Origin of the sequence: Marivirga sericea (assembly GCF_900177665.1) — a bacterium.
Lineage (GTDB): Bacteria > Bacteroidota > Bacteroidia > Cytophagales > Cyclobacteriaceae > Marivirga > Marivirga sericea.
Window position 1 is genome coordinate 71,656 of the sequence record NZ_FXAW01000010.1, and the last position, 16,124, is coordinate 87,779.

11 protein-coding genes are annotated in these 16,124 nt (G+C 39.0%); 2 read left to right on the top strand and 9 right to left on the bottom strand.

What is annotated here, in order from left to right; all coding sequences use genetic code 11:
• Positions 1 to 137: 137 nt before the first annotated feature.
• The 5 genes from B9Y84_RS18845 to B9Y84_RS18865 all read right to left on the bottom strand — a co-directional run bounded on the left by B9Y84_RS18845 (position 138) and on the right by B9Y84_RS18865 (position 4,518).
• Positions 138 to 1,025 (bottom strand): DUF808 domain-containing protein, encoded by an 888-nt coding sequence (locus B9Y84_RS18845; RefSeq protein ID WP_085518955.1) that lies wholly within the window; start codon positions 1,023 to 1,025, stop codon positions 138 to 140.
• Between the two features lie 248 nt (positions 1,026 to 1,273).
• A complete protein-coding gene (locus B9Y84_RS18850) occupies positions 1,274 to 2,071 on the bottom strand; it encodes a type 1 glutamine amidotransferase domain-containing protein (RefSeq protein WP_085518956.1) in 798 nt (265 codons plus the stop codon).
• A gap of 24 nt (positions 2,072 to 2,095) precedes the next feature.
• A complete protein-coding gene (locus B9Y84_RS18855; RefSeq protein ID WP_085518957.1) occupies positions 2,096 to 3,097 on the bottom strand; it encodes an NADP-dependent oxidoreductase in 1,002 nt (333 codons plus the stop codon).
• 129 nt (positions 3,098 to 3,226) lie between these two features.
• On the bottom strand, positions 3,227 to 3,865 hold the full coding sequence (locus B9Y84_RS18860) for an SDR family oxidoreductase (protein WP_085518958.1): 639 nt from the start codon (positions 3,863 to 3,865) through the stop codon (positions 3,227 to 3,229).
• A 92-nt stretch (positions 3,866 to 3,957) separates the two neighbouring features.
• Positions 3,958 to 4,518, bottom strand: coding sequence for a MarR family winged helix-turn-helix transcriptional regulator (locus tag B9Y84_RS18865; protein WP_245830891.1), 561 nt, complete (start codon positions 4,516 to 4,518; stop codon positions 3,958 to 3,960).
• 109 nt (positions 4,519 to 4,627) lie between these two features.
• Here B9Y84_RS18865 and B9Y84_RS18870 point away from each other — a divergent pair, with 109 nt between their 5' ends.
• On the top strand, positions 4,628 to 5,158 hold the full coding sequence (locus B9Y84_RS18870) for a CAP domain-containing protein (RefSeq protein ID WP_085518959.1): 531 nt from the start codon (positions 4,628 to 4,630) through the stop codon (positions 5,156 to 5,158).
• 187 nt (positions 5,159 to 5,345) lie between these two features.
• Here the strand turns inward: B9Y84_RS18870 and B9Y84_RS18875 are convergent, their stop codons facing one another.
• The 3 genes from B9Y84_RS18875 to B9Y84_RS18885 form a co-directional block, all read right to left on the bottom strand.
• A complete protein-coding gene (locus B9Y84_RS18875) occupies positions 5,346 to 7,367 on the bottom strand; it encodes a M13 family metallopeptidase (RefSeq protein WP_085518960.1) in 2,022 nt (673 codons plus the stop codon).
• Positions 7,368 to 7,477: 110 nt separating this feature from the next.
• Positions 7,478 to 8,443, bottom strand: a complete 966-nt coding sequence (locus tag B9Y84_RS18880; RefSeq protein WP_085518961.1) for an NAD(P)-dependent alcohol dehydrogenase — start codon at positions 8,441 to 8,443, stop codon at positions 7,478 to 7,480.
• Between the two features lie 146 nt (positions 8,444 to 8,589).
• Positions 8,590 to 9,495: an alpha/beta fold hydrolase gene (locus B9Y84_RS18885; protein ID WP_085518962.1), complete on the bottom strand. Its 906-nt coding sequence runs from the start codon at positions 9,493 to 9,495 to the stop codon at positions 8,590 to 8,592.
• 162 nt (positions 9,496 to 9,657) lie between these two features.
• Here B9Y84_RS18885 and B9Y84_RS18890 point away from each other — a divergent pair, with 162 nt between their 5' ends.
• Positions 9,658 to 9,861: a YwbE family protein gene (locus B9Y84_RS18890; RefSeq protein WP_085518963.1), complete on the top strand. Its 204-nt coding sequence runs from the start codon at positions 9,658 to 9,660 to the stop codon at positions 9,859 to 9,861.
• 90 nt (positions 9,862 to 9,951) lie between these two features.
• Here the strand turns inward: B9Y84_RS18890 and B9Y84_RS18895 are convergent, their stop codons facing one another.
• Positions 9,952 to 16,116, bottom strand: a complete 6,165-nt coding sequence (locus B9Y84_RS18895) for a T9SS type B sorting domain-containing protein (protein WP_085518964.1) — start codon at positions 16,114 to 16,116, stop codon at positions 9,952 to 9,954.
• Between the last annotated feature and the right edge of the window lie 8 nt (positions 16,117 to 16,124).

The window sequence follows — 16,124 nt, forward strand, 5'->3', positions numbered from 1 at the left end:
ATTTATCAAGAACAATTAAAGAAAATCAGGCCTGTAGAATGTGTAGCATCCAAAGTAAAAAAGATCTTCTGCGGGGGTTTTGTTAGAACCCCTTTGTAGGTCTTCAAACCGCTAGGTGTTTTCGTTCAAGAAAAAGATTATTCTGATCTGTTGGACTTAAGTTTTTTCAAAATGGCAGTTGCTAAATTCACTATCGGCAACATAAGTAGACCCACGATAAGCCCAATAATGAATTCGGTAATAAAGGATGGAACACTTGGCAGTAAATCATGCAAAAAGTGAATATTATGAGCAAAAATTCCACCGGAAACTAGAAGCAGCGCGATAGTGCCGATTACGGTTAAGCTTTTAATCACTTTAGGCAAAGCCTGTACTAAAAATTTCCCTACTTTATCTGAAAAACTATCCTCCTCCTCATTAATGTTGATCAATTTTACCCCAAACTCATCCATTCTTACAATTAGAGCAACTATTCCATAAACACCGACTGTAGCTAATAAGGCAATTATAGAAACGACCATAATTTGATTGAGCAAGCTTTCCTTTTCTACCGTGCCTAAAGCAATTATGATAATTTCCACTGATAAAATAAAATCGGTGACAATAGCGGATTTCACTTTTTCCTTTTCTTTGCTAAGTGCCTCTTCCTTGGTCAGTTTTTCAACTTTTTCTATTTTCTTTTTGGGCGTTCGATGGAAGAAATATGCATAGATTTTTTCCGCTCCTTCATAGGCTAGATATAATCCTCCTAGCAACAGAATGATGTGAATGGCCTCAGGGACAAATGCACTTAGTAAAAATGCCAGCGGTAAAATGATCAATTTATTTAAAAATGAACCTTTTGTGATGGCCCAAAGCACTGGAATTTCTCGTGAAGCCATAAAACCAGAAGCCTTTTCTGCATTTACTGCCAAATCATCACCGAGTATCCCAGCTGTTTTCTTACCTGCCACTTTACTCAGCGTGGCCACGTCATCCATCAACATTGAAATATCATCCAGTAAAGCAAAAAATCCGGAAGCCATAGTCTATAAAATTAAAGTTAAGCGCAAGATAATAGGTAGTCTAATTTGACTCCCTCTTGCAAAAGAAAAATTTAAGCTACTTAAAGATGGCAAGGTGGAGTTGATTATGCAAATAAGGTGAAAAGCTTCGGCCTAAAATTTATGGCAGATCGGCTCAGTACTGTAGGGCTTTTTGAGTGGAATCAATGAAAATCTCTTATTAAAAAAGCCTGCTCCCTACATTTATCTGTAAAGAGCAGACTTCCAATTTATTGTTGTAATTTCTTTAATAAAAGCTCAGCTGCCTTTTTCGAAGAAGCTGGATTTTGTCCTGTGATTAAATTACCATCTTCCACTACATGCACACTCCAGTTTTCCCCCTTCGTGAACGTACCTCCTTTTTCGGCTAACATATCTTCCAATAAGAATGGAACTACTTCCGTTAATTGAACTGCTTCTTCTTCTGAATTGGTGAAGCCGGTGACTTTCCTACCTTTTACTAAAGGCTCTCCATCTTTTCCTTTCACTTCTTTTAAAGCGGCTGGAGCATGGCAAACAAATGCCATTGGCTTGTTTTGCGCATTGAAAGTTTCAATCAACTCAATGGAAGTCTTATCTTCTGCTAAATCCCAAAGTGGGCCATGGCCACCCGGATAAAAAACCGCATCATAATCTGCTGCATTTACCTCTGATAATTTCATGGTGTTGGCAATTCGATTCTGAGCTGTTTTATCATTATTGAAACGCTTTGTTGCTTCCGTTTGGCTTGCTTCCGTCTGACTCCTTGGGTCAATCGGTGCTTTACCCCCTTCCGGAGTCGCTATGGTTATTTCTACATTCTCATCTTTCAAGCTATAGTAAGGAGCAGCAAATTCTTCTACCCAAAAGCCTGTTTTTTCTCCTGTGTCGCCTAATTCATCATGAGAAGTTAAGACAAAAAGGACTTTTAGCTTTGCTGCTTTCTCTGTCTTTTCTTCGGTATTTTCGGTTTGCTTGCTATTGTTAGAATTGCATGCTGCTAATCCCATAACCGTCACTGCTAGTATTAATAATTTGATATTCTTCATGTCTAATTTTACTTAAGTCTGTAATTATAATTTAACAATCATTTTTCCCTTATTCTTTCCTTCGAAAAGATCTAAAAAGGCTTGTGGTATTTGGTCAAATCCTTCTTTGATCGTTTCAGTATAGTGTAGTTTTTCTTGTTTCAGCCATGCTGATAGTTGCTGAATGGCTTCTTTGTTTTTATTAGCATAATCTGTGACGATAAACCCTTGCATCAGAGAACTTTTCTTCACTAAAAAAGGCTGCACGCTGATACTCTTGGGCGCTTCGGTATTATTATAAACCGAGATAGCTCCACAGTTAATCGTTCTTGAAAATTTATTGATGTTAAAGAGTACTGCATCTGAAATCTCTCCTCCCACATTGTCAAAATAGATATCAACGCCATTAGGACATGCCTTTGCAATGGCTTCAGTCATATTTTTGGTAGTTTTATAATTGATGCCCTCATCAAAACCGAATTCAGATTTTAGCATCTCTAGCTTTTCATCCGTTCCGGCAATACCCACAACATGTAATCCTAGAATTTTACCGATTTGGCCTACTACGCTTCCTACTGCCCCAGCTGCTCCTGAAACCACTAAAGTTTCCTCTGCTTTTGGTTTCCCTATCTCCATCATTCCATGATAGGCAGTGAGTCCCGTCATACCTAGAATGCCCAAGTAAGCTGATAATGCCGCTTGATTAGGATCTACCTTCATCAGACCGGCTCCTTTTACTACTTGCTTTTCTTTCCAGTCCAATTCCCCTACTACAAAATCTCCTGTTGAAAATGCATCATTCTTAGATTCTAGAACTTCTGCCACTATACCCGATTTATTCGGTTTATTAAGCTCGAATGGTGGCACATAAGAAGGAGCATCGCTCATTCTTCCTCTTAAATAAGGATCGACCGACACATATTTTGTCCCTAGCAAAAGCTCTCCTTGTCCTAATTCCGGGACTTCCGAGGTACTAAAGTCAAAGTCTGCTAACTTCGGCTGACCTGATGGTCTACTCTGTAAATTGATTGTTTTCGTGCTATTCATGAATTATTTCTACTATTTACTACTGTTATATATCTTTTCGTGTGCATGAATGATAGGTGCAAGAGCTTTCAAAGCGGTTACATCTGCACCTTTGTTAAATTATCTAGCTTGCTATCGGGCAACTCGCATTTAAGCCTGGCGCACTGCCTTTGCCACAGCTTCCTCACCGGCTACTATTTCAAAAACTTGATTCTCCATGATACCGTCTTCCAAGACTTCCACCAACGTTTTGGCAACATCTGCTCTTGTAATTTCTCCAAAGCTTTCTAACTTTTGCTTAAGCTTAATTTTGCCTGTTCCTTCTTCATCCGTTAATGCACCTGGCCGCACTATGCTATAAGTCAATCCACTGTCTTTCAGATATTCATCGGCATTCTGTTTTGCCTTCAGGTACTCTTCCATCTCTTCACTTATAGAAGGGTTATCTGCACCCATAGTACTTAGCATCACAAATTTCTTTACTCCAGCATCATTTGCTACCTTGGTCAATTTTTTGGCTCCTTCCTGATCAACTCCTATGACATTCTTGCCTTTTGATCCAGCCGCAAAAATCACCTTATGTACATTTTTTACAACATGGCTTATCTCCTCTTCCAAATCACCAAGCACTGCTGTGACCTGCTCCTGTTCAAATTGCTCCTTTTGAGCCTGCTTTCTCACCATAGCTATAGGTGTGTAGCTTTCAGACGCTTTTAGTAAATCCACAACAATTCGTCCAGTAGTGCCATTGGCACCTGCTATCAATACATTTTGTTTTTCTTTAGTCATATTATTATTAGTTATGAAAATTAAGATTTAATCCAACTGCTGATTTAAGCAGCTGCTTTGATAGTACCGTTTTGAAATATGAAGCGTAGGTGCTATTGAGCTTTTTGTAAAATTTTATTAACTACGCTTTTTAGTTCCTGCAAATCCTCAATTCGAGCATCTAAAGCTTTTACCAACTGTTCGGGTGTAGAGCGCGCTTTCTCCTCCAAAGATTTCCCTAAATCCGTCAAAGAAATTAAAACCACTCGCTCATCTTCAGTACTGCGAACTCTATTAATCAGCTTTTTTTGTTCCATCCTTTTTAAGAGCGGTGTTAGTGTTCCATTATCCAAATGAAGTTTTTGTCCTAATTGATTTACGGACTGTTGCTCCCATTCCCATAAGACTAACAATACCAAGTATTGCGGGTAAGTTATACCTAACTTATTGAGAAGTGGTCGGTACAAACTGGTAATCTCTCTTGAAAGCGCATATACGGGAAAACAGATTTGTGTTTCTAACTTTAATGGGTCGTCCATTCTTAACTTCTTGCTTAATTCTAATTTATATTTTGCACAATATACTTTTACACGATGTATTTGAGTATAAGGTTGTAAAAGATTCACGTTTTCCGGAAGATCAAGGTCAGCAAAGCCTAAGATGTTATCTTTCACTAAAAACTATATTGCTTTTTAATTTCTTCTGCTTTAACTTGGGAAGTTAATTACGGCAAGACATGGCAGACTTAGAACTGCCACTCATTACCTACAAATTCTTATCACTATGTTCCAATCTATCCGAAATACACACTTAGCATTTACAAGTGGCCTGCTATTCTTCACCATTGTGCTATTTAGCTGTAGTTCTGACGAAAATAATCTTGACCCAGATATTGATAGTTCAATTGAAGTGAATCTAGACATTAACGCTATCATGAAAATGATTAATGACGAGAGAGCAAATGGAACTGATTGCGGATCTAAAGAAAACAGTCCTGTAGAAAAACTTCTTTGGAGTGATGATTTAGCCGAGGCCGCCTTAGCTCATAGTAATGATATGCAAATCAACGATTATTTTAGCCATACATCTGAAGATGGCCGTAAATTCCAGGACAGAGTGCGCGAGACAAACTTTAGTGGTACCGCAATTGGTGAAAATATTGCTATCGGATATTCTACGGAATCAGCAGTAATTCAAGGATGGATGGAAAGTGATGGCCACTGTAACAATATTATGAAAAGTAATGCTAACGTAATTGGAGTAGCTCGTTCTGATGAGGGAGCCTACTGGACCATGATACTTGGTAGTGAATAGATGAATTGATAAAGCATCAGGAGTTAGACCTAACAGACCATTCGATTATTTTATAGCCCCCATCATAAGCTCTTGGGTGAATTCATTTGACTTTGGTAAGGAAGATGTCAATATTAACAATTGAACTTAAAAAATGAGCGCAAGCTTTTGCTGCGCTCAATTCCAGCAACTGATAATAAATATTAGCCTACCAAACCGCTACTCTATCTTGTTCTGTCAAGTACATGCTGTCACTTGGGGTTATATCAAAAGCAGCATAAAAAGCAGGGATATTCATTAATGGTCCATTTACTCGCCACATCGGAGGTGAATGCGAATTAGTTTTAATCCATAAACGAAGATATTCCTCTTTCATTTTTACTCTCCAAATTCTAGCTAATGACATGAAAAAGCGCTGATCTGGAGTAAAACCATCAATTTTGGTCGTGTCTTGTCCCTGCTTGGTCATTTTAAAGGCATCATATGCTACTGCCAACCCGCTTAAATCTGCAGTATTTTCACCTACTGTCATGGCGCCATTAATATGCAAAGTGTCCAAAACTGTAAAGCTACTGTAAAGGTCTACTACTGCTTGAGTCCTTGCATTAAACTCCTCATAATCGGCTTTGGTCCACCAATTATTTACATTACCGTCTTTATCAAATTGTGCTCCTTGATCATCAAAGGAGTGTGTCAATTCATGGCCGATCACCATACCGATTCCACCATAATTTAAAGCATCATCGGCTTCATAATCGAAATACGGGGGCTGTAAAATTCCTGCAGGAAACACAATTTCATTGGCAGAAGGATTATAATAGGCTGTTACTGTTGAAGGTGTGGTATACCATTCCTTTCTATTGACTGGCTGCCCCAATTTTGCAACATTATATTCATATTCAGCTTTTGTGGCAGAAAGTATATTGGCAAAATAATCAGTAGGCACTATGTTTAGATTGCTATAATCTCTCCATTCATCAGGATAACCAATTTTCTTGGTGATGGCGAATAATTTTTCCTTCGCTTTCACTTTTGTACTATCGGTCATCCATTCCAGCTCATCTATGCGATTGGCGTAAGCCTTTTGTGCATTTTCTACTAGTTCAAACATGCGTTTTTTAGCCGACTCAGGAAAATACTTCTTCACATACAGTTGCCCTAAAGCTTCACCCAACATATTGTCTACCTCACTCGCCATTTTTTCACCTCTTGTTCTTTGAATTGCTTGTCCAGAGATCACTTTGGTGTAGGCAAACTGTGCATCTACAAAATCATCGCTCAGATGTTCTGCATAATTTCGCAGACTTGTCGCTTTCAAATATAGTTTCCACTCTTCAACAGGAATACTGACCAACAGCTCATTTAACTTTTCGTAATAGGCGGGTTGCCCTACATCAACTGAATCCGTTTTAGCTCCCATCTTTTTCAGCAATTCATTCCACCCAATATTGGGTTGCATTTCATCTAAATCTAATACAGAGAATTTATTGTAATTAGCTTTCACATCCCGTAACTCTACTCTTGTTTTATGTGATGCTGCAATTTCTTTCTCAATTTCGTAAACTGTATTTGCTTTTTTTGTTGCCTGATCCGATGGAGTACCGCTTAATTCAAAAAGAGTAGCCAGATACTTTTTATAAGCCTTTTGAATCCCGGCAGTTGAGCTATTGTCTTCGAAGTAATAATCTCGGTTGGGCAAGCCTAGTCCAGTTTGGTAGGCATGAGCAATATTGATTTTACTATTTTTGTCATCAGGTCCAACATAAAAACCAATAATAGAATTGTTTTGCTGCTTTGCTTGCCCTGCTACATAATTCATTAAAGAGGGAACATCGGTCACAGCTTCAACTTCTGTAAGAATAGGTTGAAGGGGTTGATAGCCTTTTTTATTGATAGCAGCTGTATTCATTCCAGCTGCATAAAAGGCCCCAACTTTTTGTTCGATACTCCCTTTAGCATTGTCAAACTTTGATACGCTATCCAATAGATGTTGAAGGCGCAGTCGTTGAGGATAATTCATAAAACGGTAAGCACCCACTCCGGCTTGTGTTTCGGGAATGGAAACAGAATCGTACCAAATCCCATTAACATATTGGAAAAAATTATCACCAGGATTTCTAGTGGAATCTATTCCTTCTATAGTAATAATTTTTGTGGCGGTTTCCTGTTTTTGATCCGCACAGCCCAGTAGTACTAGGGCAGCAGTGATTAATGTTAAAAATGATTTCATAGTGAAGAGTATCGTTTCAATTGAGCTTTAAAAGCTATCAAGATACGGATTTTTCATGACATGATTAACTATTATTGATGGAAACGGCAATCACAAATGCTTAGTAATAATCAAAGTTTTATTACCACCTTGCCTGTATGCTTAGCTTCTCCAAAATATTGAATCAATCGGGGGATTTCTTCCAAACCATAGGGCCCGTCAATGGAAGGTTTGATTATCCCATCAGCATATAATTTATTAATGACATCCAACCCTTGATTGGGTTTTAGGGCCAAGAGCTGAAACTTCTTTTGAGTTAACAAAGAAACTAAACCACTGCTTAAACCAAAGAGTATTAAATTACCAGCTGTACCGCCAACCGTAATGTATTTCCCTTTTGGCTTCAAGGCTTTTGCATAGGACCAAGTTGCCTGAGAAGTTTTGGCGTCTAGAATCAAATCATAGCGTTCGTCTCTTTTCGTGAAATTCTCTTTTTTATAATCAATGACCTCGTCATAACCTATGGTCTTCATATTTTGCAACTTTTCGCCAGTATCAACACCCATTACTTCTGCATCATACATTTTCGCTATTTGCAAGGCAAATGTACCTACTCCTCCACCAGCACCATTTATTAGAATTTTCTGGCCTTTCTGAATTTTTCCCTTCTCTACTAATCCTTGATAAGCTAGCAATGCGGCATGAGGTATGGCCGTTGCTTCTTCAAAAGGCATCACATCTGGTTTTAGCACCAATGCTTTTTCATTGATTGCAACGTACTCAGCAAAGCTGCCGAAACCATATTCAGAAATATCTCCATAAACTTTATCACCTTTTTTAAATTGTGTAACAGCCTCTCCAATATCATCAATTACACCCGATAATTCCATTCCAGCAATAGCGTGCTTAGGTTTCCATATGCCGTATAGTAATCGATATAAAAAAGGTTTACCTCTCACCATACTCCAGTCATAATCATTGATAGCTGTTGCATGAATTTTCACTAAGACTTCATCCTTGGTTGGAATTGGGGTGGGTACCTCTTTGATTTCCAAATTTTCTGGTGAAGTATAATGTGGAGAATAAATAGCTTTCATAGAATATGGAAATTATTGGTTTTGAAACGAAACAAAAAACACTAATGAAGATAGCCATTTAATTTCATGATTGTAAAAGTCATGCATTTTCAAAGCAAATTAGGCGCCCATTCATGATAAAAATATCATTGGCTGTCGTATTTAAATTATGTTCCAATGAGTTCAAAAAATTTTTCAATTGCCTCAAAATATTGCCGCGGCTGATCTAACCACCCATAATGGCCACAATTTGGTAAAAGAACTATTTTTGCATGAGGAAGTACTTCCTTTGCTGCCTCGGCAGTGGATAGATTGATGATGTCATCTTTTCCTTGTATAATTAATACTGGTACTTTTATATTTTTTAATCCTTCCGAGCAGTCAAAATTAATTCTGTATAGATCTTGAAAAACAAGTCTATTTAAGGATAAATTTCCTTGTGTTAGGCGTTCCGCTACTACTGGAACATGAGCTTGGTTATAAAGATAGGCTGGCGCTAAATATTTCCCTCTTTGGTACAGCGCATGGTAGCTTGTATCTCCGGCCGCAATTTGATTACTCCAATAATTTAAAGAGTCCCGCTGTTTTGAACTGAGCTTTCCTGTAATATTGATGGAAGAAAATGCATCCATATTGATCCCTCCTGAAGAAGATAAGATCATTCCTTTAACCCTCTGCGAATGATTGGCCGCATAGTAAGAGGCCAACATACCACCAAAAGAGTGACCCATGACAATCCAGCGATCAAATTTAAAATGTTCCCGGATGAACTCAATGTCTTCTATCATAGCATCCATTGTAATGGTGTTAGTGTTTACATCGGGAATGGTAGATTCTCCTGTTGCTCGTTGGTCATAAATAATGGCTAGATGGTTGTTGCTTAGTTTGTCGGCTAAAGTTCGGAAGCCTTCACTACTCATTCCTGGTCCACCATTGATGATCAGAAGTGGATCTCCTGCTCCAAAAGTAGTGAGATGAATGGTGTTTTCTCCTTGCGATAGGTAGTATTCCTTTTGAGCAGAAAGTGTTGAGCTAAGAAAACAAGCTATAATAGAAATTACTATTGATTTCATAAAGTAACCTTTTACCCTATGAAGATAAGCAAAATTTTCTTCGGTCGACAGATTAGAATATATGAACGGTAATAGCCTTTCAGACTCTTTGACTTCTATATGCTCTCTTTTGATACAGAAATCCGTTAACTTGCGCGAATTATCAATGCTAATAATCAGTTTATGCCTGACGGAAGAAATAGAAATGAAATAAAGATCGGCTCAGAGGTAGAAGTAGTCCAAAAACAAGACCAAAGAACTGGAGATTTAACCAACGGATTTGTTAAGAAGATTTTAACCAAATCATCCTTTCATCCACATGGAATAAAAGTGATGCTAGAAACTGGAGAAGTCGGCAGAGTAAAAGAGATTTTGCAGGAGGATTAGGCAGAAAAAATGCTCGTTTATTTCTATTTAATTAATAGAATGGGCACACGAAAAATGTTTGCGCCCTCCAAATTAAAAATATAGGTGCTCTTACCTTCTTAGATTAAGGTAACCTGTCATTCCTGCCCTTCCACTTTTAAACTGGATTTCGTAATAGTAAATACCCGAAGGCAACGGATTTCCATTATTATTTAATCCTTTAAAGACATTGACCTGATTATCATAGTTTGAAACACTAAAAACTTTACTCCCCCAACGATTATAAATGATCACTTGATTTTCTTGAGTGTCCTCTATTAAATTGATAAACTCCAAAAAGAAAATGTCATTCTTACCATCGCCATTGGGCGAGACGGCATTATATACTTTCACCTCGCCTAGTACCTCAATTTCTATTTGTTGCTCAGCGCAACTGCCCGCAAAGTCGCAAACTGATATTGTGATGATATCTGTACCTGAAAAAGTATTTCCAGTATAGTCTACATTCAGAATAGATGCATTTTGAATAGTAGCTACAGCACCACTAATCGGTTGTTCAACAATAAGAAGAGTACTTAAATCGAGATTGCCGTCAACATCTGAAATTAAGTCTGCTAAATTAAAAGAAATTTGACTTCCTATTGAGGTGACCTGCACCGATTCTGAAATTACTGGAGGGCTATTATCACCACAAATATCTACTTCGACACTCACTGTATCAGCTGAATTGCTGACACATCCTTCAGCATTTTCAATGGAAACAGTATAGGACCCCGGCTCGCTAACTGTGATAGATTGGGATGTTTCCCCAGTTGACCAGTAATAGGAAGCAGCCTGAGTTGCTGTAAGGATTACAGACTCCCCTTGGCAAATTCTAAAATCTCCCTCTGCCAAATTAGAACTAATAACAGGTTTAACAGGAGTTTCTATCACACTCACTTCCACAGCATCCGAAATTTCACTATTGCAATTCGATGCGTTTGCACTTCTAACTGTGAAAGTTCCTGCCTCAGAAACTGTAATTGATTGTGTTGTCTCCCCTGTTGACCATAGATAGGAATCATTCTCAGAAGCCGTAAGCGTTAATGACTCTCCTTCACAAAGGATAAAATCTTCACTGTTGGATGTGATGGTAGGCTTAGTTGGGCTTGAACTCACAATCACTGTTACGGATTCAGATGAATCGCTTACACAAGTTGAACTATTGGTTACCACCACAGAAAATGTCCCTTGCTCGCTGACTGTTATCGACTGTGTGGTGGCTGCATTAGACCAATTGTAAGAATCTGCCTCAGTGGCTGTAAGGGTTATGGATTCTCCTTGGCATATGGTAAAGTTTCCATTGATTTGATCAGATGTTATCACAGGAATGGGCGGTGAGGGAATGACCGTCACCTCTATTGCCGATGATACTTCGCTAGTACACCCAGCATCCGTAGTGACTTCTAAAGTATAAGTACCAGATGCTGTAACGCTAATACTTGGAGTAGTCGACCCATCAGACCATAAGTAAGAATTAAAACCATTTGGACCTTGAATTAATACACTTTCTCCTTCGCAAAATTCCAGTGCACTATTAACCGCAATAACTGGTGATGGCTCTTTAATCACTTCAGCTATTACTTCTATGCGCTCACTTTCACAGCCATCTGGCGAAACTGCACTCACGAAATAGCTCGTAGTTTCAGTAAGCTCAGGCAATGTAAAAACTGCCGTTGTTTGAGCTGGGTCTGGAATTCCACTTGTTGGAACAGTATACCAATTATATGTATAATCTCCTGATGCATCCGTAACTTGTAACTCATCGCCCTCTAAATCACAGCTGACTACACCTTGAACTGTAGGGTTATTAGGTCCTTCTTGAACCCTAACTATTACATTTTCTTCAAAAATACAGCCTAGTCCATTGTCGATAGTATAAGTAAGAATGTGCTGACCGACTCCTGCTATAGAAGCATCAAAAAGATTACTACTTATACCAGGGCCACTAAAAGCACCTCCTATTGGTTCAGTATCTATAGTTAAGTCTAACTCCTCATTTTCACATAAAAACTTATCAAAAGTGAAAGCAAATTCGGGCCTCTGGGTAATTTCAAGTGTTGTAACATCAGAAAAAAGCTGACACCCACCAGATGCTCCAGAGATTCTAACTTCATAATCACCGGTTTCCGTTGCTGTATAAGTATCTCCTGTTGCTAATGGAATCGGACTGCCATCCTTAAACCATTGAAGAAGGTAACCCGGCTGTGAAGTTTGAAGTTCGATAGGTGTTTCACAAGTTGATAACTGTCCACCTGTAACAGTGACTATGGGCTGCACTGAAGTAGCAATTTGTATGTCTCCCCCATTATCGTTACTAATGTTGGCTGGTGATGTTGAGCGGACTCGCAAACGATAACCCGTTCCTTCTGGAAGACTTGCAGGAAGGGTTGAGGTAATAAAGCCTGAATTGTTTGTAGTACTTTGCGTCCCTAAAATAGTCGGGCTAGCAAAACTTCCAGTTATATCTGACAATTCTATAGATAGTTCATTACCTGTATTGAGCACTCCAGTGAAAAAGTATGGTACATTGACCACCTGACTTGGACAAAAAGTGAGAACATCAAAGCCTCCAATGGCTAGCCCAGTACTTGGCAAGGTTGTAAAAAAACCGCCAAGAGCCGTTTCATTATAAACTGGTTGAGCGCTGCCATTATATTCAAATACGGCAACGTAGTAGGTCGTGCCCGCGTCCAAATTTGTAATATCAACATCGGTTTGATTCCCTCTTCTGATGTGCTTATGTCCCTCTCCTAAATCAGTAGAAGTAGCTGAAAAATTAGTTGAATTAGAGCCATGGCTGTTAAGATTCTCAGGCACAAAAGATACTGGCAGATTAGGTCTTACAACTAGCATCCTACCTTCTCCATTGCCACTGGTCCAGCTAAGATTGACAGTACTGCTTCCAAGAGAATTCACAAGCAAAGATTGCGGAGATATAACAGGGGCTGATGCAGTACTAAATATGCGATTTGGATAATTATTGATTAAAAAACGCTCATTACCGTCCTCACCATCAAATTCAAAAACAGCCACGCCATATTCAGTATCCGGCTCAAGTCCGGTGATAAAGAATGACTGATTGCTACTAATACCGGTAACAAAGTTACCTTCCCCCAAATTAGCCCCCATTTCAAAGCTACCTGTTACGTATGTATTAAGGTCTTCAGGAGTAGTCGTTACTAACCCGCCTTTTTTTACCACTATTAGTCTTCTGCTTCCATTGCCGCGGGTTAATAGTAGTCTGAAGCGATCTCCGTTCACAAGATCAATTGATAAATTTGAGCTGGGCTCCGAAGGTCGGGGCTCCGTTGTAAAAGAGGCTCTGCCTACAAGTTCAGTCAAATAAACTTTACCACTGTTTCCATTATATTCATAAGAAGCAAAATGATAGGTAGTATTAGGCTTTAAATTATTCAAATTAAAATTATCACTAGACCCTGCATAAACAGCATAATTATCAATATTTAAACTAGTCCCTGATCCGAAATTAGAGGAAGTACTATAATTTGTAAGGTCTGTCGGCACCGCATTTACTGGTGCCGCTTCTTTTGCGAGGATTAATCTCGCACTACCGTCTCCACGTGTCCAAGTCAGCTCTAGGCTGTTTCCAGTCACATTATTTGCAAAAAATTCTGAGGTAGGCACCTCTGGTGCGCTAAGGGTGGAATTACTAGATGTTGCCACGATCGAAGCCTCCTGATAAAAAGAATTAGTTCCACTTCCATTCACTTCTACAATAGCAAAATGGTACTCTGTTTCAGGTTCTAGATTAGAAATAACAGCATTAGTGCCTGTAGTCGAAGCCACAACAAAATTTCCGGTTCCTAATTCAGAACCATCTCCAAAATTCGGGTCGTCAGTATATCCTATAAAGTCTACTGGGAATGCATCTACAGGAGCTCCTTTTTTAGCAATTATAAGACGTGATATTCCGTCTCCTCTGTCATATCTAATTCGCATTCGATTGCCGTCTACAAAGTCAAAAAGAACATTAGAAGCAGGCACTAGCGGTTTACTACCTACATTCACAATTCCTGTTAGTGGATCTACGTTTCTATAAACGGGCCTACTACTGCCATTATATTCAATTATCGCAATGTGATATTCCCCTGGTGGAATATTGGTGATATTAACAGAATTACCTGTATTGGTATATACTCTTTTTCCACTCCCTAAAGAAGGACTGGAAGGATAATTAGGACTACTAAAGTAACTAGTGAGGTCTACCGGCAGATCTGCCACGGGATTACCTTCTCTTAATAAAACGATTCGTCTTTCACCATTGCCATTATCCCAATTTATAGTTACAGAATTAGCTGTTATATCGGTAAAGTTAATGTTTGCTGCTTGAATAGTTGGTGATGAAAGGGTAGCATTGCTAGCAGTAAGTGCATCAGATGGAGACATATAAACTCGGTTTACTCCTGTTCCATTGTATTCTATTACAGCAAAATGATAAGTAGTTCCAATCTGCAATCCCAACACATTTTCAGAACTATTATTTCCTACTGAAGGATTATTATCTATAACAAAATTACCATTGCCTAAATCAGCTGATGCAGTCCCAAAGGTTGTGCTGGATTCGTAGCTAGTACCATCCACAGGAAACTCATCTACTGGAGCGCCCTCTTTTGCAATGATAATCCGTCCAAAACCGTTTCCTGCAGAAAAATTAAATCTAAACCGATCGCCTTCTAGGAAGCTGAACGAAAACGTATCAGGTGCAAGTGTGGGTTTACCTGCTGTTGTAAATGAGCCTGTTAAAGGATCGGCTTGCTTATAGACAGGCCCATTGCTCCCATTAAACTCAAAAACTGCAAAATGGTAGGTAGTTGAAGGCTCTAATCTATTAAGTGTAAAACTTGATCCGGTTCCTCTATACACGCTCTTTGAATCCCCTAAACTTGGTGCAGAACTAAACGAATTACTGGAAGAATAACTAACCAAATTCACTGGTACATCAGTTACAGGTGCCCCATCTCTGACTAAAACCAACCTTTGATCACCACTTCCAGCAGTAAATGAAACCTCAGCCTGATGCCCTAGAATATTTGAAAATGTTAAATTTGAAGTGGAAATCGTTGGCGGCTCAATGGTACTAAATTGACCAGTGAGTACCTCTGTTGAATTAGTCAGGTAAAAGGTATTAGTTGCAGATCCATTAAATTCAAAGACGGCAATATGGTAGGTAGTGGCTGGAGTCAAACCAGTTAATGTAACGGAACTACTAGTCGACTTGCCAACTACGAAAGTATTATCGCCTAAAGCATCCCCATCACCAAAGGTTGCATCTGCATTATACTCTACACCATCCGCTGGTATCCAACTAACCGGTTCATCCTGCCGGGCCACAATCAGTCTTCTTGAACCATCCCCTACAGCAAAATTTACTCGACCCCGATTTCCCTCTATGAAATTAAAAGAGAGATTAGTACTTCCAACTGAAGGCGCTCCAGAAGTTGTAAAAGAACCCACGACAACATCAACGTAATTGTAAACCGGTCCAGCATTTCCGTTTGCCTCTAATATCCTATAAAAATACTCTGTGTTAGGTTCGAGGTTTGTGACATTTGTGGCAACTCCAGTTCCAAAATACACTGCCTCGCCAGAACCAATAGAAGTTCCGCTTCCAAAATTGGAGCTAGCGAAATAATTAGAATACAATATAGGCTCTGGTGCCTCTGATCCAGCTTGTAGAATTACTAACGTTCTACTTCCATTACCTCTCGCCCACCCTAAGGATGCTGTATTACCAGTAGTGGTACTTGTGAAATTGCTTGGGCCGAGTGAAGGTTCCGACAGAGTAGACGCTGAACCATTTAGAACATCGGAAACGTTATATTCGGTGCCAAAATCAACTCCATTAAATTCATAAAATCTAAAATAATAAGTAGTGCTTTTCTCTAAATCCGTCAAATTAAATGAGGACGAGGATCCTCTATAGACTACAAAGTTACCAGACCCTATTTGATCACCTGTTCCTAAAGCAAAACCTGCGTTATAATCAGTGCCGTCTGATGGTACACCTGAACCATTAAAAGTAGCACTTTCACTGGCTATCACTAAAATGGAAGATCCATCACCTCGGCTCCAATTAAGCCTAATCCGATTACCTTCTATATTGCTAACCGAAAAATTCGAAGCTCCAGTAGTAGGTGCTTGTGCAATAATGCTCTCCGGGACAATTAATAAGACTACTATAACAAGAAGACAAATATTATATAATGCTTTCATTATCTCAA

Bases quoted from the DNA above. Each gene is read 5' to 3' on its own strand.
- B9Y84_RS18885 (WP_085518962.1), bottom strand. From the start codon at position 9,495: ATGAAATCAATAGTAATTTCTATTATAGCTTGTTTTCTTAGCTCAACA.
- B9Y84_RS18880 (WP_085518961.1), bottom strand. From the start codon at position 8,443: ATGAAAGCTATTTATTCTCCACATTATACTTCACCAGAAAATTTGGAA.
- B9Y84_RS18845 (WP_085518955.1), bottom strand. From the start codon at position 1,025: ATGGCTTCCGGATTTTTTGCTTTACTGGATGATATTTCAATGTTGATG.
- B9Y84_RS18875 (WP_085518960.1), bottom strand. From the start codon at position 7,367: ATGAAATCATTTTTAACATTAATCACTGCTGCCCTAGTACTACTGGGC.
- B9Y84_RS18855 (WP_085518957.1), bottom strand. From the start codon at position 3,097: ATGAATAGCACGAAAACAATCAATTTACAGAGTAGACCATCAGGTCAG.
- B9Y84_RS18850 (WP_085518956.1), bottom strand. From the start codon at position 2,071: ATGAAGAATATCAAATTATTAATACTAGCAGTGACGGTTATGGGATTA.
- B9Y84_RS18890 (WP_085518963.1), top strand. From the start codon at position 9,658: ATGCCTGACGGAAGAAATAGAAATGAAATAAAGATCGGCTCAGAGGTA.
- B9Y84_RS18860 (WP_085518958.1), bottom strand. From the start codon at position 3,865: ATGACTAAAGAAAAACAAAATGTATTGATAGCAGGTGCCAATGGCACT.
- B9Y84_RS18870 (WP_085518959.1), top strand. From the start codon at position 4,628: ATGTTCCAATCTATCCGAAATACACACTTAGCATTTACAAGTGGCCTG.
- B9Y84_RS18895 (WP_085518964.1), bottom strand. From the start codon at position 16,116: ATGAAAGCATTATATAATATTTGTCTTCTTGTTATAGTAGTCTTATTA.